Genomic DNA, 18,631 nt, shown 5'->3' with positions numbered 1-18,631 from the left:
AACACGTGATCCGCCGCGGGGCGCACGCCCTGGCCCACCTGCTGACCAGCCTGGTGCTGGGGCCCGCCACCTTCGTGTGGGCCCTGCTCACCACGCTGGTCAGCGGCGTGCTGTCGTTCACCTACCTGGCGCCGCCCGCGTTCCTCCTGGTGACCTGGATGACCCGGCGGATCGCGGGGCTCGAGCGGCTGCGGGCGGCGCTGGTGCTCGGACGGCCGGTCGAATCGCCGTATTCCGCTCCGCTGCGCGGAAACCCGTGGTCGCGCGGGCGCGCACTGGTGCGCGAACCGGCCACCTGGCGCGACCTGGCGTGGCTGGTGCTGCTGTTCCCGGCCGGGCTCGCGGGCGGGCTCGCCGGCGTGCTCGTCGGGCTCGTCGACCTCGGGACGATCCTCGCGCCGGTGTGGCTGTGGGCGGTGCCCAACCCGTACCTGCCGCCCGTCGTGGACTGGTTGTTCAACACGACCGGCGGCCGGTTCGTGCTGACGGTGATCGGGCTGCTGCTGGCGCCGGCGGTGTGGTGGCTGGTCACGACCGCGGCCCGCCTGCAGGCCACGGCCGCGGCGGCGCTGCTCGAACCCGGCCCGCGGCAGCGCCTCGCGCGGCGCGCCCGCGAACTGGCCGTGACGCGCCGCCGGGTGGTCGACGCCCAGGCCGCCGAGCTGCGGCGGATCGAGCGCGACCTGCACGACGGTGCGCAGGCGCGGATCGTGGCCGCCGGGATGACCCTCGCGCTGGCGGAACGCAAGCTGCGGCAGACCGGGCAGACGGCGGGTGCGGACATCGGGACCGCGCGGCGGCAACTGGACGAGGCGCTGGCCGAGCTGCGGCGGCTGGTCCGCGGCATCCACCCGCCGATCCTGACCGACCGCGGCCTGACCGCCGCGCTCGCCGCGCTCGCGGGCGACGCGCCCCTGCCGGTCGAGGTGCGCGCGTCCGAGCTGGGGGACCTCCCTCCCGCGGTCGAGTCAGCGGCGTACTTCGTCGCCGCGGAAGGACTCGCGAACGCCGTGAAGCACGCCGCCGCCGCGGCGTGCACGATCACGATCGAACGCGGCGGCGACACGCTCTCCGTCGCGGTCCACGACGACGGCCGGGGTGGCGCCGACGCGACCGGGAGCGGGCTGGACGGCCTGCGCCGCCGGGTCGAGGCGCTCGACGGCACCCTGTCGGTCACCAGTCCGGCCGGCGGGCCGACCACCGTTCGAGCGGAGCTGCCATGCGCGTTGTGATCGCCGAGGACCTGTTGTTGTTGCGGGACGGCCTGGTCCGGATGCTCACCGACACCGGGCACGATGTCGTCGCCGCCGTGGCGAGTGCGCCGGAGCTGGAACGGGCGGTCGCCGACCAGCGGCCGGACGTGTCGATCGTGGACGTCCGGCTGCCCCCGGGGTTCCGGGACGAGGGGTTGCGCGCCGCGCTCGCGATCCGCGCGCGCGAGCCGCGGACCCCGATCCTGATCCTGTCGCAGTACGTCGAGCGCGTGTACGCCGCCGAGCTGATCGCCGACGGCCAGGGCGCGGTCGGTTACCTGTTGAAGGACCGGGTGACCGCGCTGGACGACTTCCTCGACGCGCTGGAGCGCGTGGCTGGCGGCGGAACCGTGATGGACCCGGAGGTGGTGCGGCAGCTGTTCGCCCGCAACACCGGCGACCAGGGCATCGCGGCGCTGACCGCGCGGGAACGTGAGGTGCTCGGTCTCGTCGCGCAGGGGCTGTCGAACTCGGCCATCTGCGCCGAGCTGGTCCTCGCCCCGGCCTCGGTGGAGAAGCACATCGGCAACATCCTGACCAAACTCGACCTGCCCCCGTCCGACGACACCCACCGGCGGGTGCGCGCCGTCCTGGCCTACCTCAACCAGTGAGCTGGAGCGTGTCTGACACAGCCTTTGTCCAGGTGATGACCTCGTGGAGGAGGACGGCGGCGCGGTGGACGGTGGCGGGTTTGTCGAACCGGGTGGCGATGCCGCGCCGTTGTTCGAGCTGGTTGACGCCGCGCTCGATGACGTTGCGGCGGCGGTGGAGTCGACCGGGACCGACCAGTCGATCAACCCCGCCGCGTGCATCCCCTAGTCCTCGGGTCTCCAGGGCAGCGGTACGACGAGGCACGGCCCGCCGACGAACAGGCCGCCGTCGATGCCCAGGGCCTTCCCGCCCGCGTACAGGTAGGGCGCCTCGATCTGGCTCGGGTGGATGCCCAGCTGGTCGGCGATCACGCTGTGCCCGTGCACGATCCGCTCGCCGCCCAGCTGTTCCAGCAGGTAGTCGGCGATGTCCGGGCCGTGCGGGCCGCGGAAGGCGTAGCGCGTGGTCATGCGCCGCCACACGTCCCACCACTCGGCCAGGTCGTCGCCGGCCAGGATCTCCCGTACGGTGGTGTTGATGTCCTCGGCGTCGTCACCCCAGTCGAGGTACTCGACGGTGTCCGAGTGCATCAGCAGGTGGTTCGCCGCGTGCGCGATGAGCGGGCGGCTGGTCAGCCACTCGACGTGCTCGTCGGTCAGAGCGTCCTGATCGGACAGCTGCCCGCCGTTGATCTCCCAGCTGCGCGCGAAACTGCGCGGGCCGAAGTCGGACGGCACCTCGGTGTCACCGAAGCGGTGCATGCCCAGCAGCAGGATCTCGTGGTTGCCGAGCAGGGTCTGCGTCGACCCGCCGGCTTCCGCGGCCTGCCGGTGCAGCCGCATCACCAGGTCGATCGCGCCGATGCCGTCCGGGCCGCGGTCGACGAAGTCCCCGAGGAACCACAGGTGCGCGTCTCCGCCGGACCAGTCGCCGGCCTCGTCGATCAGCCCGATCCGGCGCAGCGCGGCCGCCAGCTCGTCCCGATGCCCGTGCACGTCGCCGACGACGTAGGTGCGGGCATCGGGGCGCTGATGGTCACTCATCCTTCGACGATAGGCGGTTGCCGCAGGTCAGGTGAGCACCGCCCCGTCCCCGAACGGGTCCTGCGTGCGGCCGACCAGGTCCGCGATCGAATCCACCACGAGCGTGGGCCGGTACGGGTACCGCTCGGCCGACTCCTTGGTCGAGATGCCGGTGAGCACCAGCACGGTCTGCAGGCCGGCCTCGATCCCGGAGTGCACGTCGGTGTCCATCCGGTCGCCGATCATGACGGTGCCCTCGGAGTGCGCGCCCAGGCTGCGCAGGGCCGAGCGCATCATCAGCGGGTTCGGCTTGCCCACGAAGTACGGCTGCCGCCCGGTCGCCCGCTCGATCAGCGCGGCGATCGACCCCGTCGCCGGCAGGCTGCCCTCGAGGCTCGGCCCGGTCGCGTCCGGGTTGGTCGCGATGAACTTCGCCCCGGCCTCGATGAGCCGGATGGCGCGGGTGATGGCGGTGAAGCTGTACGTGCGGGTCTCGCCGAGCACGACGTAGTCCGGGTCGCGGTCGGTGAGCACGTACCCGGCCTCGTGCAGCGCGGTGGTCAGGCCGGCTTCGCCGATGACGAACGCCGAGCCGCCGGGCCGCTGGCTGTGCAGGAACTTCGCGGTCGCCAGCGCGGAGGTCCAGATGCGTTCCTCGGGCACGTCCAGCCCGGTGCGCAACAACCGGGCCCGCAGGTCACGCGGGGTGTAGATGGAGTTGTTGGTCAGAACCAGGAACGGGGTGTCGTTGGCGCGCAGCTCGGCGAGGAACTCGTCGGCGCCGGGCACCAGGTGCTCCTCGTGCACCAGCACGCCGTCCATGTCGGTCAGGTACGTCCAACGGCTCATGTCTGAAGACTAGCCGGGTGCACCGTCACCGCGGTGGCCTTGATCGCCAGCCGAACGCCGACGCCCGGCTCGAGCCGCAGGTCGGCGACCGCGGCCGGGGTGAGGTCGGCGGACAGCCCGGCCGCCCAGCCCGCGCCGGCGGCGCGGACCCGGATCACCGGTCCGTGTGGTTCCAGCGCTCCGACGACCGCCCCGATCGTGTTGCGCGGGCTGCCCGGGTGGCCGTCCTGCGCGGGGTAGACCGAGACCGCGCTCGGCTCGAACACCGCCACCGCGGGCTCACCGGCGACCGCGTCGGCGGCGAGCATCCCGGCCACCAGGCTGCCGTCCGCGGTCCGCAGCCCGTCGGCGACCGCGGTGCCGGGAACCAGGTTGAGCCCCGCGATCCGCGCGGTGAAAGCCGTTCGCGGCGCCGCGAGCACCTCGCGCGTCGGTCCGCGCTCGACCACTCGGCCCGCGGACAGCACCACGACGTGGTCGGCCAGGGCGAGCGCGTCCAGCGGGTCGTGCGTGACCAGCACCGTCGCGCGGTGCGGGTCGGCGGCCAGCACCCGTCGCAGCAGGCCGCGGATCGCCGGCGCCGCGTCCACGTCGAGCGCGGCGAGCGGCTCGTCGAGCAGCAGCAGGTCCGGGCTGCCGGCCAGCGCCCTCGCGACGGCGACCCGCTGCGCCTGCCCGCCGGAGAGCTGCCCCGGCTTGCGCTCGGCGAACTCGGCGGCGTCCACCTCGGCCAGCCAGCGCCGGGCGATCTCGCGGGATTCCGCCCGGCTCTTGCCAGTGGACCGCGGGGAAAACGCCACGTTGTCCACAACGGACAGGTGCGGGAAGAGCAGCGGGTCCTGGGACAGCAGCCCCACCGCACGCTCGTGCGCGGGCAGGTCGTGCAGGTCCCGCCCGCCGAGGGTGATCACCGCGCGGTCCGGCCGGAACAGCCCGGCCAGGCTGCCGAGGATGCTCGACTTGCCGGAACCGTTCGGCCCGAGGATCGCCAGCACGGCACCGGCGGGCACGTCGAAGGCGACCGACAGGCCGAACGTGCCGCGCGTCAGCTCGATCTCCGCGTGCAGGCTCACCGGACGTTCCCCTCCAGCGCGCGGGGCCGGGCCACCGCGATGACCACGATCGCGACGACGATCAGCAGCAGCGCCAGTGCGACCGCACTGTCCACATCGACCTCCGCCTGCGTGTAGACGGCCAGCGGCAGCGTCCGCGTGACGCCGTCCAGGCTGCCGGCGAAGGTGATGGTCGCGCCGAACTCACCGAGCGCGCGGGCGAAGCTGAGCACCGCGCCCGACCCGAGGGCGGGCAGCAGCAACGGCAGGGTGACGCGGCGGAACACCGTCCACGGGCGGGCGCCCAGCGTCGAGGCGATCTGCTCGTACCGGTCGCCGCCGCTGCGCAGCGCGCCTTCCAGGCTCACCACGAGGAAGGGCATCGCGACGAAGGTCTGGGCGATCACCACCGCGGCCGTGGTGAACGGGACCTGCACCCCGGCCGTCACGTCCAGCACGTACCCGAGAAAACCCTTGCGCCCCAGCAGGTACAGCAGCGCGAGCCCGCCGACCACGGGTGGCAGCACCAGGGGCAGCAGCACCACCGCCCGCAGCACGCGGATGCCGGGCACGGCCGACCGGGCCAGCACGACGGCCAGCGGCACCCCGAGCACGATGCACGCCGCCGTCGACACCGCCGCCGTCTCCAGCGACAGCCGCAGCGCCGTGAGCGAGGCCTCGGAGACGATCAGGCCCGGAACGCGGCGGAGGTCGGTCCGCACGAGGAGACCGACCACCGGCAGCACGACGAGGGCGAGGGCGAGTGCCGCGGGTACCCACAGAACCCACGGCACCCGCCGGGTCCTACGGAGCGCCAAAACCGGCCTTCTGCAGCTCGGCCCGGCCCTGCGCGCCCAGCACGAACTGGACCCACTGCCTGGCCAGGTCGCTCTGCGGCGCGTTCTTCACCACCGCGATCGGGTAGTTGTTGATGGCCTGGGCGGCCTCCGGGAAGTCGACCTGCGCGACCTTGCCGGCGGCGCCGGCGGCATCGGTGACGTAGACCAGGCCGGCGTCGGCGTCCCCGGTCTGCACCTTGTTCAGCACCTGCTTGACGTCCTGCTCCTCGCTGGCCGGCTTGAGCGTGACGCCGGTCTTCTGCTCGACCTTCTGGGTCGCCGAGCCGCACGGCACCTGCGGGGCGCACACGACGACGGTCAGCCCGCCCTCGGCGAGGTCGGCGAAGGACGTGATGCGCTTGGGGTTGCCGGGCGCGACGGCGATGGTGAGCTTGTTGGTCGCGAACAGCGCCGGGGAGCCGTCGATCACGCCCGCCTGCACGGCCTTGTCCATGTTGGCCTGGTCGGCCGAGGCGAACACGTCCGCCCGCGCGCCGTTGGACATCTGCTGCACGAGCGAGGACGAGCCGGCGAAGTTGAACTTCACCTCGGTGCCCGGATGGGCGCTCTCGAAGGCGGTCTTGAGCGCGGTGAACGACTCGGTGAGCGACGCCGCGGCGAACACGGTGAGCGTCGTGTTCCCGCTCCCCCCGGAGGAGGACCCGCATCCGGCGACCAGCAGCGCGGCCGCGGCGATCAGGGCACCCAGCTTCTTCAACTCTGTCCTCCTGGAGTTTCGACGACGACCGTCGTCGCCTTCACCACGGCGACCGCGAGGGAGCCGGGCTTGAGCCCCAGTTCCCGCACCGCCTCCGTGCTCATCAGCGACACCACCCGGAACGGGCCGCACTGCATCTCGACCTGCGCCATCACCTTGTCGGCCGTCACCTCGGTGACCAGGCCGACGAACCGGTTGCGCGCCGACCGGCCGACACCGGAGGGGTCGGTGGGCCGCGCGGCCTGCTCACGGGCGAACGCGGCCAGTTCCGCGCCGTCGACGACCTTGCGGCCGGCCGCGTCCGCGGTGGCGGTGAGCTGCCCGCCCCGCACCCAGCGCCGGACGGTGTCGTCGCTCACGCCGAGCAGCTCGGCAGCTTCGGATAACCGGAATTGCGGCATGCACCGGAGATTATCCCCGCGTTTGCGGAAAAGCTATGGGTTGCCACCCAGAACGTCCGCGCGCAACAAAGCCATCAGCTCGTTCTGGTAACGCTCGATGACCTCGCGCTCGGCCGGGGTGAACTTCTCCAGCACCTTCTCGGTGACGATGAGCGCGGACTCGAACAACGGCGCCACCTTCTCCTCGTCCAGCGGCAGCACCTCGACGAGGACCTTGCGGCGGTCCTTCGCGTCGCGCACGCGGCGGACGAAACCCGCGCGCTCCAGCCGGTCGATCACGCCGGTGACCGCGCCGGTGGACAGGCCGGTGAGCTTGGCGATCTCGCCCGCCGTCAGCGGCCCGTCGGCGCGGGCGGCCAGGTCGAGGGCCTTGTGGTCGGTCGCGGACAGGCCCATCTTCTCGGCGATCTGGGCGTGCCGGAGGACCGCGAGGGTGCTGGATTCGCGCCCGATCTCGGCGAAGCGCGCGAGTACGTCCGCGGGCACCGGGTACCTTTTCCCGTCGGGCATCCGGCGCGTCCCTTCCCAAGTAGTCTTCGCGGTTGAAACACTTCGCTCACGAGACATTCTAGTGACGATCCACAGGGCCGTCGGCGGGTTAGGCTGGTGTCAATGAGTGCGGTAAATCTCGGGCTCCCCCGCGTGCCGGGCACACGCGGAACCAGTGAGCCCCGCCCCGACAACCCCGCCCTCGTCGACACGTTCGGCCGGGTCGCGACGGATCTTCGCGTGTCGCTGACCGACCGCTGCAACCTCCGCTGCACCTACTGCATGCCCGCCGAGGGCCTGCCGTGGCTGCCGGGCGAGGAGGTGCTCACCGACGACGAGCTGGTGCGCCTGCTGCGGATCGCGGTGGAACGCCTCGGCGTCACCGACATCCGCCTCACCGGCGGCGAACCGCTGCTGCGGCCCGGGCTCGAGCACTTGGTGGCCGAGATCGCCGCCCTGCGCCCGCGGCCCCGGCTGTCCATGACCACCAACGGGATCGGGCTCGCCAAGCGGGCCCACGCGTTCGCCGAGGCGGGCCTGGACCGGATCAACGTCTCGCTCGACACCGTCGACCGGGAGACGTTCGTGCGGATCGCCCGCCGCGACCGGCTCGGGCACGTCCTGGACGGGCTCGCCGCCGCGCGCGACGCGGGGCTGGACCCGGTGAAGGTGAACGCCGTGCTGCTGCGCGGGATCAACGAGCACGAGGCGGCGTCCCTGCTGCGGTTCTGCCTCGAGCACGGCTACCACCTCCGGTTCATCGAGCAGATGCCACTGGACGCCCAGCACGGCTGGAACCGCTCGTCGATGGTGACCGCGGAGGAGATCTTTTCCTTGCTCAGCAAGGAGTTCACGCTCTCACCGAGCCCGGGCGAGCGCGGCGGGGCGCCCGCCGAGCGCTGGCTCGTCGACGGCGGCCCGGGCGACGTCGGGATCATCGCATCGGTCACCCGCCCGTTCTGCGCGGCGTGCGAGCGCACGCGGCTGACGGCGGACGGCGCGGTGCGGTCGTGCCTGTTCAGCAACGACGAGACCGACCTGCGCGCCCTGCTGCGCGGCGGGGCGGACGACGAGGAGATCGCGCAGACCTGGCGGATGACCATGTGGGGCAAGCTCGCCGGCCACGAGATCAACGACGCCGGCTTCGCCCAGCCGATCCGGCCGATGAGCGCGATCGGGGGATAGATCTTGACCATGAGCGTCCTGGTGCGCTATTTCGCGTCCGCGCGCGCGGCCGCGGGCGTGGAAGAAGAGGTACTCCACCTGCCGGCCGGAGCCTCCGTCGCGGAGGCCGTCGTCGCTCTCCGTGATCTTCATCCGGAGCGGCTGCCCCGGATCCTCCAGGCGGCCAGTTTCCTCGTCGACGGGGTTGCCGTCCGCGACCCCTCGCGGCCCCTCCCCGCGGGGGCGGAACTGGACGTCCTACCGCCCTTCGCCGGCGGTTGAACGGGGTTCACGAACGGCCCAACGGTGCCGAAACGACGTGATCCAGACCTCACGATCGGTGAAATATCTCGACTTGGAAACGGCCAGGTAACGGCACGCTGACCAGGAGAAACACCGAGATCGGCACAGGTTGCTCGATGTTACTGTGATGTAGGTCACAGCCCGAATAATTTCCGATCACGCTCGCCGTTACGTACCGTCGCTTTTCGGCTGGCCCCGACCGGCCACGGCAACACCGGGATTCCGAGCGCCAAATCCTGTCCGGCGGAATCCCGGACCAAACCCCGAGCGAAAGAAGGTTTTCCGGACAGGGACGGAGAGGGTCGGACCCGAGCGTTCTCGCGAAGGCCCGATTGGCTCGCCCGGACCCCGCCGGGTGGAGCAGGACCCCTCAGGGTTCGCCTCGCAGCGTGAGCTCGTCGGCGCGAGAACCGAGTCGATGGAATGTCCTACCGAGGCAAGCACCGCAAGATGTCCCCCGCCGCTCGCAACATCGCCCGCGTCGCTGTCGCGGGTATCGCGGTCGGCACCCCGCTGGCCATCGCCGCGACCCCCGCGCAGGCCTCCAGCGTCAACTGGGACGCCATCGCGCAGTGCGAAAGCGGTGGCAACTGGAGCACCAACACCGGCAACGGCTTCTACGGTGGTCTGCAGTTCACCGCCAGCACCTGGAAGGCCTACGGCGGCACCGGCAGCCCGCAGAACGCTTCGCGGGAGGAGCAGATCGCCGTCGCCGAGCGCGTCCTGCAGGGCCAGGGCATCGGCGCCTGGCCGGTGTGCGGCAAGAAGGCCGGCTCGTCGGCGAGCTACAAGGGCAGCAACACCAAGGGCTCGACGCCGAAGAAGTCGACCGCGCCGAAGCAGAGCACGACTCCGAAGGCCGCGCCGAAGAAGAGCACCCCGGCTCCGGCCGTCAGCGTGCCGAGCTCCAACCCGAACGGTGACTACACGATCATGGCCGGCGACACGCTGTCCGGGATCGCCAAGAAGTTCAACGTCGAGGGCGGCTACCAGAAGCTGCAGGAGCTGAACTCGAAGTACATCTCGAACCCGAACCTGATCCTGGTCGGGCAGAAGATCGCCACGAAGTGACGCCTCGGGCGCCGGAAGCCCCACCGCAATCCCCCGGGTGGTGGGGCAGCCGGCGCCCTGGCCGTGGCTCTTCCGGATCGTTGTGACCGCCCCCCTGCGGTCTCTCCGGGTGGAGTGATGGGCCGCCTGCGGTGGCCAGGGTTCTGGCCCGCCGCGGCGGTGATCCGCCCAGCACGACCACAGCCACGGTCTCCGGGTGGAGTGATTGCCAGCCGACCTGGCCAGGGTCCAGGCTTTACCGGCCGGCCCGGCCCGGCCGCGGTCCGCAGTCGGCTCGACTACAGCCACCACGTCCGGGTGAAGTGATTACCCAGCCCACGCGGCCACGGTTCTAGCCCGCACGCCGGCGCCCCCCAGCACGACCACAGCCACCAACTCCGGGCGGAGTGATTACCCAGCCCACGTGGCCAGGGTCCAGGGGTTACCCGCCCGGCCGCGGTCCCCAGACGGCTCGCCCGAGCCGCGCTCTCCGGGCGATGTGATTGCCCAACCGACGCGGCCAGAGTCAAGGCCCGCACGGCGGCGCCCCCCAACACGACCACAGCCACCAACTCCGCGCGGTGTGATTGCCCAGCCGAGGTGTCCAAGGTCCAGGGGTTACCCACCCGGCCGCGGTCCCCAGACGGTTCGCCCGAGCCGCGCTCTCCGGGTGGCTCCACCCGGCTCGCGGTCTCCAGGGCCCTCGCCCGCCCGGCCACGTTCCCTGGGAGGCTCGAACCCGGCCGTCGTTTCCAGAAGACAAGCGCCGTGACCACGGCATCCATGGTGGCCAGCGCCCCTTGGTCATGGTTCCAGCGTCCTTGCCCCGGCCGCAGTCCCCAAGCGGTTCGACTCCGGCCGCGGTCCCCGAGTGGCTCCACCCCTGGCGCAGGTGGCCAGACCGCAAGCGCCCTCGCCGCCGCATCCGGCAGGTGCCATCGCAGCCGCACTCCCGGCAGTGGATCCCGGGGGCAAGCACCTTGGGCCGTGACGACCACAGCCAGCACCCTGACCACGGCACCCTGGCGGCTTCACCCGTGGCGTCCGGGTAGCTAGCCTTCCAGCGCCCGGACCACCGCCCCAGTTGGCGCGCCTCACTTCTCCCGGGAGGCGGGCTCACCCCACCGGGCCGTCCCGCTCACCTCAGGTCAGTCGGCCTCACCAACGGGCCGCGGCGTCAGGGCGAGTTCACCCACTCGTCCGACCCATCGGTGAAGTGCTGGTGCTTCCACACCGGCAGCTGGGCCTTCACCTCGTCGACCAGTTCCGCGCAGGTCGCGAAGGCCTCTGCCCGGTGGTCGGCCGACACGGCGCACGCGAGCGCCACATCGCCGATCTCCAGCGCACCCAGCCGATGGCTCACCGCGATCGCCCGCACCCCGGCGCGCCGACCGGCGACCTCGGCGACCACCCGAGCCAGCACATCGCCCGCACTGGGATGTCCCTCGTAGTAGAGGGCCTTCACGCCCTTGCCACCGTCGTGGTCCCGCACCACGCCGCCGAACGTCACCACGGCCCCCGCGGACTGGTCGTCCACGAGCGCCGCATGCTCCTCGACGGACAACGGCTGTTCGGTCACCTCGGCTCGCACCACTTGCGGGGGTGCTTCCTTGGTTTCCGGCGCCGGTGTCGGGCGCGGGTGGTCCGCGCCCGCGAGCTGGTCGACGGCGTGGGTGAGCACCCCGTCGAGCACGCCGAGCCCGTCCTTCACGCCACCGCGCGACCCGGGCAGGTTCACGACGAGCGTCCGTCCGGCCACTCCGGCCAGGCCGCGGGACAGTACGGCCGTGGGCACCTTGGGCAGCCCGGCCCGCCGGATGGCGTCGGCGAGGCCGGGGAGCTGGTGGTCGAGCAGCGGGGCCGTCACGTCCGGGGTGCGGTCGGTGGGCGAGATGCCGGTGCCGCCGGTGGTGATGATGACGTGCACGTCGTCGGCCAGCGCCTCCCGCAGGGCGTTCGCGACCGGTTCCCCGTCGGGGACGACCTGCGGCGGCGGAACGTCGAAGCCGTGTTCAGCAAGCCAGTCGACGATCACCGGCCCGGTGCGGTCCTCGTAGACCCCCGCCGACGCCCGGTTGGAGGCGACGATCACCCGCGCGGTGCGCTTGTCGTTGTTCATGGCCGCTCCCAGACACCGGTTTTGCCGCCGAGTTTGCGTTCCAAACGGACCCCGTCGAGGGTGGCCGCGGGGTCGACGGCCTTGATCATGTCGTGCACGGTGAGCCCCGCGACCGCGACGGCGGTCAGCGCCTCCATCTCGACGCCGGTCCGGTCGGTCGTCTTGGCCGTCGCCGTGATGCGGATTTCGGCGGGCCCGAGGTCGAAGTCGACCTTGACGCCGGACAGGGCGATCTGGTGGCAGAGCGGGATCAGCTCGGGCACCTTCTTGGCGCCCATGATCCCGGCGATCCGCGCGGTGGCCAGGGCGTCGCCCTTGGGCAGCCCGTCGCGGGACAGCAGGTCGATCACGTGGGCGGTGGTGCGCACAACACCGGTCGCGACGGCCGTACGGGCCGTGGCCTCCTTGCCGGAGACGTCGACCATCCGCGCGGCGCCCGCCTCGTCGACGTGGCTGAGTTCACTCACGCCGACAAGGCTAATCGCCGGACCCGCACCTCGGTCAGCCAGTAGCCGTCACCGGTGGTCCACCGGCCCCCGGCTGAACGGTCAATTCGCGCGGACACCACTGGCGCCCTCACGAACGGACCGTTCGCACACTCGCGACCGCGCCACTCGCGCCACCACGAACACGACCGGACCACTCGCGCTGGGACGAACGGCCCGTTCACTCGGCGGTCACTCGCGCTCTTACTGAACGGGGCTCGTCCGGTTGGGACGCGCTGGTGGGCACTTCGTGACCGCGCGAGCGGGCCCGTCGCCACCGCAGGACTGAGGCCTTCTCGACCACACCATCGGGACCGTCGCCACCGCACGAGCGGCCCGTCGCCATCGCACGAGCGGGCCCTTCGCGACCACGCGAGCGGGCCCTTCGCGACCGCACGAGCGGGCCTTTCATGACCGCGCAACTGGTCCTTTCATGGCGTGCGAGCGGTCTCTTCGCCACCGCCTGACTGGCCCCTTCGTGGCCCTGTGAACGGACCGTTCGCGACCGCACGAGTAGACCGCCGCGCGAACGGTCCTTCCTGACCACGCGAGCGGACTTCTCGCGACCACGCGAGCGGGCTCTTCGTGACGCCGCGACTTGCCCCTCCGCGACCGCACCAGTGGTCCGTTCGCGACCACGCGAATGGTCCATTCGTGACCGCGTGAGTGGAGTCTTCGCAAGGGCGCGAGTGGACTTCTCGCGACCACCGGAGGGAACTCTTCGCCGCCGCATGACTGGGCCCCTCGCCCGGTCGCGAACGGACCATTGACGACCAAGCGATCGGACCGGTCACGGTCGCACGAGCGGACTCTCCGCGTGACAAGCGCGGCCTGCTACCACGACCCACAAACGGAACCCGACAAAAGACCGGCCAGGGTGGTGCCGCAGCCGCCGACGATCAGGCGGCCGCCGGCGTCCACACCAGCCAACCGGAACCAATCCACACGGGTTGACGCCAGCCAATCGAAACCCAACCCACGGGTCGCGCCAGGCAACTGGGACCAACCCGCGCGAGTCGCCACCTGCCGGTCAAACCCAACCGAGTCCGGTCGGCGCCAGCCGGTCCGAAGCCCGCCCACGTAGTCCGCACCAGCCGATCAAACCCAACCGACTCCGGTCGGCACCAGCCGGTCAAACCCACCCACGCGGGTCCCCACCAACCAACCGAAACCCAACCCCCACGGGTCGACGCCAGCCAACTGGGACAACCCGCGCGAGTCGGCACCAGCCGGTCCGAAGCCGGCCCACGCAGGCCCGCACCAGTCGATCAAACCCAACTGACTCGGGCCGGCACCAGCCGATCAAACCCACCACGCGGGTCCGCACCAGCCAACCGGAACCCAACCCCACGAGTAGGCACCAGCCGATCCGAAGCCCGCCCACGCGGGTCCGCACCAGCCGGTCCGAAACCCAACCCCCACCGGCCCGCACCAGCCGCTCCGAAACCCAACCCCACGCAGGTCGGCGCCGGTTGACTGGAGCCGACCCGCGCTCAACGCAACCCTCAGTCCACCTGCACCGGCTGGTTGATGCGAATCGCGTTGCCGAAGGGGTCCCGGAGGCCGCAGTCGATGCCGTAGGGCCGCTCGGTCGGCTCCTGCGTGAATTCCACGCCCTTCGCCAGCAGTTCCTCGTACGTTTTGCGGCAGTCGTCGGTCGTGAGGCCGATCCAGCCGCCCGTCGCGCCCTTGGCGAGGAGCTCCCGGACCTGCGAGGCGGTCCCCTCGTCCATCGCGGGCGGCCCGGGCTTCTCCAGCAGGATCTCGCGCCCCGGCTCGCCCGGCACGCAGACCGTCAGCCAGCGCATGAAACCCAGGTCCTGGTCGACCTTCACCTCGAACCCGAGCTTCCCGCAGTAGAACTCGAGCGCCTCATCCTGATCGGTGACGAAAATCTGGGACAGTGTGATCGCGTTGAACATGCTCGGAAGCCTATTCAGCCCGCGACACCCCTGGCTTCTCCGAAACTGCTCGGTCGCGTCCACGCCATCGCGAAACACGTCGGCGCCGCGACCGAACCCCCGGCGCCCCGGCGGTACTCCGACGGCGACTGCCCCACGATCTCCCGGAACGTGCGGCTGAAGGTGCCCAGGCTGGTGAACCCGACGGCGAAACAGATCGACGTGACGCTCTGCTGCGTCTCCCGCAGCATGAACATCGACCGCTCCACCCGGCGCCGCTGCAGGTAGCGGTGCGGCGTCTCGCCGAAGGTCGCCCGGAACGTGCGGATGAAGTGCGCCTCCGAGACGTGCACCAAACGGGCCAGTGCCGCGACGTCGAGGGGCTGCGCGAAGGCCCGGTCCATCGCGTCACGGGCCCGCAGCATCCGGCGATTCGACTCCTCGACGGCGCGGCTCATCGGAACTCAGCCGGCCGCGCCGGACCTGCGCGCCGCCGCCTTGACCGCCTCGGCCACCGCCGGCGCCACCGCCGAGTCGAACACGCTCGGCACGATGTAGGACGCGTTCAACCGGTCGTCCACCACGTCGGCGATCGCGTTCGCCGCCGCGATCAGCATGTCGTCGGTGATCTCGTGCGCCTGCGCGTCGAGCAGACCGCGGAACACACCGGGGAACGCGAGCACGTTGTTGATCTGGTTCGGGTAGTCGCTGCGCCCGGTCGCCACGACCGCCGCGTGCTTCTGGGCCTCGAGCGGGTCGATCTCCGGGTCCGGGTTGGCCAGCGCGAACACCACCGCCTTGTCCGCCATGGTCGCGACCTGCTCGGCCCCGAACAGGTTCGGCGCGGACACGCCGATGAACACGTCGGCACCGACGAGCGCGTCGTGCAGGGTGCCGGACACGTTGTCCTTGTTGGTGTTCTCCGCCAGCCACCGCAGGTTGTCGTCCAAATCGGACCGTCCCAGATGGACGATGCCGTTGATGTCCGCGGCGATGATGTCGCCCGGCTTCTTGTGCATCAGCAGCCGCATGATCGCCGAACCGGCCGCACCCGCGCCGCTGACCACGACCTTGCAGTCCTCGATCTCCTTGCCGACCACCCGCAGCGCGTTGCGCAGGGCGGCGAGCACGACGATCGCGGTGCCGTGCTGGTCGTCGTGGAACACCGGGATGTCGAGCTGCTCCCGCAGCCGCTTCTCGATCTCGAAGCAGCGCGGCGCGGCGATGTCCTCGAGGTTGATCCCCGCGTACACCGGCGCCAGCGCCTTGACGATCTTGATGATCTCCTCGGTGTCCTGGGTGTCCAGGCACACCGGCCACGCGTCGACGTCGGCGAACTTCTTGAACAGCGCCGCCTTGCCCTCCATCACCGGCAGCGCCGCGGCCGGGCCGATGTTGCCCAGGCCGAGCACGGCGGAACCGTCGGTGACGACCGCGACCGTGTTGCGCTTGATGGTCAGCCGGCGCGCGTCGGCCGGGTTGGCCGCGATCGCCTGGCACACCCGCGCCACGCCCGGCGTGTACGCGCGGGAGAGGTCGTCACGGTTGCGCAGCTGCACCTTGGGCGACACCGACAGCTTCCCGCCGAGGTGCATGAGGAAGGTGCGGTCGGAGACCTTGCGCACCCGCACCCCGGGCAGGGCGTCGAGCGCGTCGGTGACGTGCTCGACGTGGTCGGCGTTGGAGACGTTCGCCGTGATGTCGACGACGATCGCGTCCGCGTGGGACTCGACCACGTCGAACGCGGTCAGCACACCGCCGACCCGGCCCACCGCCGAGGTGAGGTCGCCCGCGGCGCTCGCCGACGGCGGCGCCTCGACACGAACGGTGATCGAATAGCCGGGGCCGGGAACGGGCACGGCAGTAACCCCCTGCTGTCTACTTGTTGATCTCGGTCTCGGGGTGCACGTACGGCACGGTGTCAAGGGGGAACGTCACGTTCCCGAACGGCGACAGCGCGCCCTGGCGGTCCGAGGAGAGCTCGGTGACCGGGTGCTCACCGTCCGGCAGATGCGGCCAGGTGGGGTCGATACGACCGCTTTTCTTGTCCTTGTCGCCCTTCGCCACTTCATCCTCCAGTGCTCGGCACCTACGGTCCCCAGTTTGCCTCACAGCCGCCCGAACCCGATGGTCAGGGCAGGTATCCTCACTGTGATGCCCGCGACCTCCCTGGCCGACTGGCTGCGATCCGCGTCCGACGACGAGCTGGCCGCGCTCCTGCAGGCCAGGCGCGATCTGGCGACCCCGCCGCCCTCCGACAGCACGGTGCTGGCCACCCGTGCCGGCACCGCCGGATCCGTCGCCAGGGCGATGGAGGACCTGGACACGTTCACGCTCGCGGTGCTGGACGCCCTCCTGGTCGCCGACGCCGACACCGAGGCCGTCCCGCTGGCGACGGTCGCCGGGCTGGTCGGCGCCGACGTGCGGCCGGCCGTGGACCGGTTGCGGTCGCGGGTGCTGGCCTGGGGCGACGACGACGCCGTCCGCGTCATTCCCGCCGCGCGTGAGCTGGCCGGGCCGTTCCCGGCCGGGCTCGGCGCTTCCGTACCGGGCCTGGACGTCGAGTCCGCGCTCGCCGAGGTCGGTGACGACGAACGCGGCCTGCTCGGCGCCCTCGCCGCCGGCCCGCCCATCGGGCGGACCCGGGACGCCGGCGCCGAACCGTCGCTGGCCGCGGACGCGAAACCGGTGCAGAAACTGCTCGCGCGCAAGTTGCTGATCCGCCGGGACGACGAGACCGTCGAGCTGCCGCGCGAGGTCGCCATCGCCCTGCGCGGTGGCCGCATCTGCTCGCCGAAGGCGCTGCGCGAGCCGGAGCTGCCGACCCGGCCGCACCAGCAGTCCACAGTGGACGAGGCGGCCGCGGGCGAGGCGATGGAGTTCCTGCGGCAGCTGGAGTCCCTGCTCGCGCAGTGGTCGGGCCAGCCGCCGCCGGTGCTGAAGTCCGGCGGCCTCGGTGTCCGTGAGCTGCGCAAACTGGCGCGCGAACTGGACGTCGACGACACCCGCGCGACGCTGCTGGCCGAACTGGCGGTGGCGGCCGGGCTGGTCGCGGACAGCCAGAGCACCGCGCCCGAGTGGGTACCGACGACACTGGCGGACTCGTGGCTGGCGTCCGAGCCCGCGCAGCGCTGGGTCATCCTCGCCGAAGCCTGGCTGGACCTGCCGCGGCTGCCCGCGCTGGCGGGTCAGCGCGACGCCAAGGACAAGCCGATCGTGCCGCTGTCGGACGACCTGCGGCGGCCGCTGGCGCCGGCGGTGCGGCGGCGGGTGCTCGGCACGCTCGCCGAACTGCCGCGCGGTGCGGGCGTGCACGGCAGCGACGACCTGGTCGAGCTGCTCGCGTGGCGGGCGCCGCGGCGGGGCGGGCGGTTGCGCGACGAGACGGTGCGGTGGGCGTTCGCGGAGGCGTCGGCGCTGGGGGTGATCGCTCTCGGTGCGGTGACGACGGCCTGCGCGGCCCTGCTGGAGGGCGATCGCGCGGCGGCGCTGACCGCGATGTACGAGGCGATGCCCAAGCCGATCGGGTACGTGCTGGTCCAGGCCGACCTGACGGTGGTCGCACCGGGTCCGCTGGAAATGGACCTCGCCGCGGAGATCGCCGCGGTGGCGGATGTGGAGTCGGCGGGGCACGCGACGGTCTACCGGATCACGGAGGCGTCCGTGCGGCGGGCGCTCGACACCGGTCGCACGGCCGATGAGCTGCACGAACTGTTCCGGAAGCGCTCGGCGACCGAGGTGCCGCAGTCGCTGACGTACCTGATCGACGACGTGGCGCGGCGACACGGACGGCTCCGCGGCGGGGCGGCCGGATCGTTCCTGCGCTGCGACGACGAGGTGCTGCTCGCGGAGGTGCTCGGCAGTCCGGCGTCGGAGGAGTACGAGCTGCGCAAGATCGCCCCGACGGTGCTGATCAGCCCGTACCCGCTGGCCGAGGTGCTGGACGGGTTGCGGGCGGCCGGTTTCGCCCCGGCGGCCGAGGGGCCGGACGGACGGGTCGTGGACCTGCGCCCCGCCGGACGGCGGATCCCGGCGCGCCCGCGGGCCGCGCGGCGGGTGATCGCCGAGCCCAGCGGGTTGAACGGGGAGCAGGCCGCGTCGGTGGTCGCGCACATCCGGGCGGGCGACCGCGCGGCGGCGAGCCGCAAGGGTGCGACGGTGCGGCTGCCCGGAGGCGGCGGCGGTTCCGACACGGCGGCCACGATGGCGCTGCTGGCCCGCGCCCACCGCGAGCGGCGCGAGGTGTGGATCGGGTACGTCGACGCCCACGGGACGGCCAGCCAGCGGATCGTCACGCCGGCGCACGTCGGTGGCGGCATGCTGACCAGCACGGACGACGAGCGGTACCCGCTGCACCGGATCACGTCGGCCGCACTGGTCGACGACTGATCGTCA

Annotated in this window: 20 protein-coding genes; 7 read left to right on the top strand and 13 right to left on the bottom strand. The window is 71.9% G+C overall.

Features of this window, described 5'->3' with window-relative positions; all coding sequences use genetic code 11:
- Window positions 1-5 precede the first annotated feature (5 nt).
- Genes FB470_RS14620 through FB470_RS14610 form a run of 3 tightly spaced genes read left to right on the top strand, consistent with a single transcriptional unit; the run spans window position 6 to window position 2,072 of the window.
- Entirely contained in the window at window positions 6-1,232 is a 1,227-nt protein-coding gene (locus FB470_RS14620; RefSeq protein ID WP_306991973.1) for a sensor histidine kinase, read from the top strand.
- Window positions 1,220-1,864 (top strand): response regulator transcription factor, encoded by a 645-nt coding sequence (locus FB470_RS14615; RefSeq protein WP_306991971.1) that lies wholly within the window; start codon window positions 1,220-1,222, stop codon window positions 1,862-1,864. Before FB470_RS14620 ends, FB470_RS14615 begins: the two co-directional genes overlap by 13 nt.
- Before the next feature lie 43 nt (window positions 1,865-1,907).
- Complete coding sequence (locus tag FB470_RS14610; protein WP_306991969.1) at window positions 1,908-2,072, top strand: hypothetical protein; 165 nt, start codon at window positions 1,908-1,910, stop codon at window positions 2,070-2,072.
- Here FB470_RS14610 and FB470_RS14605 read toward each other — a convergent pair.
- The 7 genes from FB470_RS14605 to FB470_RS14575 are packed head-to-tail and all read right to left on the bottom strand — an operon-like array spanning window position 2,069 to window position 7,211.
- Window positions 2,069-2,887, bottom strand: a complete 819-nt coding sequence (locus FB470_RS14605) for a metallophosphoesterase family protein (RefSeq protein ID WP_306991967.1) — start codon at window positions 2,885-2,887, stop codon at window positions 2,069-2,071. The genes FB470_RS14610 and FB470_RS14605 overlap by 4 nt on opposite strands.
- A gap of 27 nt (window positions 2,888-2,914) precedes the next feature.
- Window positions 2,915-3,715: an HAD-IIA family hydrolase gene (locus tag FB470_RS14600; protein WP_306991965.1), complete on the bottom strand. Its 801-nt coding sequence runs from the start codon at window positions 3,713-3,715 to the stop codon at window positions 2,915-2,917.
- Window positions 3,712-4,788, bottom strand: coding sequence for a sulfate/molybdate ABC transporter ATP-binding protein (locus FB470_RS14595; RefSeq protein WP_306991963.1), 1,077 nt, complete (start codon window positions 4,786-4,788; stop codon window positions 3,712-3,714). Before FB470_RS14595 ends, FB470_RS14600 begins: the two co-directional genes overlap by 4 nt.
- Complete coding sequence (locus FB470_RS14590) at window positions 4,785-5,561, bottom strand: ABC transporter permease (protein ID WP_306991961.1); 777 nt, start codon at window positions 5,559-5,561, stop codon at window positions 4,785-4,787. Before FB470_RS14590 ends, FB470_RS14595 begins: the two co-directional genes overlap by 4 nt.
- A 10-nt stretch (window positions 5,562-5,571) precedes the next feature.
- On the bottom strand, window positions 5,572-6,324 hold the full coding sequence (modA, locus tag FB470_RS14585) for a molybdate ABC transporter substrate-binding protein (protein WP_370876469.1): 753 nt from the start codon (window positions 6,322-6,324) through the stop codon (window positions 5,572-5,574).
- Window positions 6,321-6,725 carry a TOBE domain-containing protein gene (locus tag FB470_RS14580; RefSeq protein WP_306991959.1) on the bottom strand — a complete coding sequence of 135 codons (405 nt, stop codon included), beginning with the start codon at window positions 6,723-6,725 and terminating at the stop codon, window positions 6,321-6,323. Before FB470_RS14580 ends, modA begins: the two co-directional genes overlap by 4 nt.
- Window positions 6,726-6,758: 33 nt before the next feature.
- The gene (locus FB470_RS14575) at window positions 6,759-7,211 is read right to left on the bottom strand and encodes a MarR family transcriptional regulator (RefSeq protein WP_306991957.1); all 453 of its coding nucleotides are present in this window, start codon (window positions 7,209-7,211) and stop codon (window positions 6,759-6,761) included.
- A 126-nt stretch (window positions 7,212-7,337) separates the two neighbouring features.
- Between FB470_RS14575 and moaA the strand changes: the two genes are divergently transcribed.
- The 3 genes from moaA to FB470_RS14560 all read left to right on the top strand — a co-directional run bounded on the left by moaA (window position 7,338) and on the right by FB470_RS14560 (window position 9,752).
- Complete coding sequence (gene moaA, locus FB470_RS14570; protein ID WP_306991955.1) at window positions 7,338-8,399, top strand: GTP 3',8-cyclase MoaA; 1,062 nt, start codon at window positions 7,338-7,340, stop codon at window positions 8,397-8,399.
- Window positions 8,400-8,408: 9 nt separating this feature from the next.
- On the top strand, window positions 8,409-8,660 hold the full coding sequence (locus tag FB470_RS14565; RefSeq protein ID WP_306991953.1) for a MoaD/ThiS family protein: 252 nt from the start codon (window positions 8,409-8,411) through the stop codon (window positions 8,658-8,660).
- A 444-nt stretch (window positions 8,661-9,104) separates the two neighbouring features.
- Window positions 9,105-9,752 (top strand): transglycosylase family protein, encoded by a 648-nt coding sequence (locus FB470_RS14560; RefSeq protein WP_306991951.1) that lies wholly within the window; start codon window positions 9,105-9,107, stop codon window positions 9,750-9,752.
- Window positions 9,753-10,908: 1,156 nt separating this feature from the next.
- Here FB470_RS14560 and FB470_RS14555 read toward each other — a convergent pair.
- From FB470_RS14555 to FB470_RS14530, 6 genes are all read right to left on the bottom strand, one after another.
- The gene (locus tag FB470_RS14555) at window positions 10,909-11,850 is read right to left on the bottom strand and encodes a molybdenum cofactor biosynthesis protein MoaE (RefSeq protein WP_306991949.1); all 942 of its coding nucleotides are present in this window, start codon (window positions 11,848-11,850) and stop codon (window positions 10,909-10,911) included.
- Window positions 11,847-12,317, bottom strand: a complete 471-nt coding sequence (gene moaC / locus FB470_RS14550) for a cyclic pyranopterin monophosphate synthase MoaC (protein WP_306991947.1) — start codon at window positions 12,315-12,317, stop codon at window positions 11,847-11,849. Before moaC ends, FB470_RS14555 begins: the two co-directional genes overlap by 4 nt.
- A 1,523-nt stretch (window positions 12,318-13,840) precedes the next feature.
- A complete protein-coding gene (locus FB470_RS14545) occupies window positions 13,841-14,257 on the bottom strand; it encodes a VOC family protein (RefSeq protein ID WP_306991945.1) in 417 nt (138 codons plus the stop codon).
- 14 nt (window positions 14,258-14,271) lie between these two features.
- Window positions 14,272-14,694, bottom strand: coding sequence for a helix-turn-helix domain-containing protein (locus FB470_RS14540; RefSeq protein WP_306991943.1), 423 nt, complete (start codon window positions 14,692-14,694; stop codon window positions 14,272-14,274).
- Between the two features lie 6 nt (window positions 14,695-14,700).
- Entirely contained in the window at window positions 14,701-16,095 is a 1,395-nt protein-coding gene (locus FB470_RS14535) for an NAD-dependent malic enzyme (protein WP_306991941.1), read from the bottom strand.
- Between the two features lie 19 nt (window positions 16,096-16,114).
- Window positions 16,115-16,303, bottom strand: a complete 189-nt coding sequence (locus tag FB470_RS14530) for a hypothetical protein (protein ID WP_191246027.1) — start codon at window positions 16,301-16,303, stop codon at window positions 16,115-16,117.
- Between the two features lie 87 nt (window positions 16,304-16,390).
- Between FB470_RS14530 and FB470_RS14525 the strand changes: the two genes are divergently transcribed.
- Window positions 16,391-18,625, top strand: a complete 2,235-nt coding sequence (locus FB470_RS14525) for a helicase-associated domain-containing protein (RefSeq protein WP_306991938.1) — start codon at window positions 16,391-16,393, stop codon at window positions 18,623-18,625.
- The last annotated feature ends 6 nt before the right edge of the window (window positions 18,626-18,631 follow it).

Origin of the sequence: Amycolatopsis thermophila (genome assembly GCF_030814215.1) — a bacterium.
Taxonomy (GTDB): Bacteria; Actinomycetota; Actinomycetes; order Mycobacteriales; family Pseudonocardiaceae; genus Amycolatopsis_E; species Amycolatopsis_E thermophila.
This window is presented reverse-complemented; position numbering and strand designations above follow the sequence as displayed.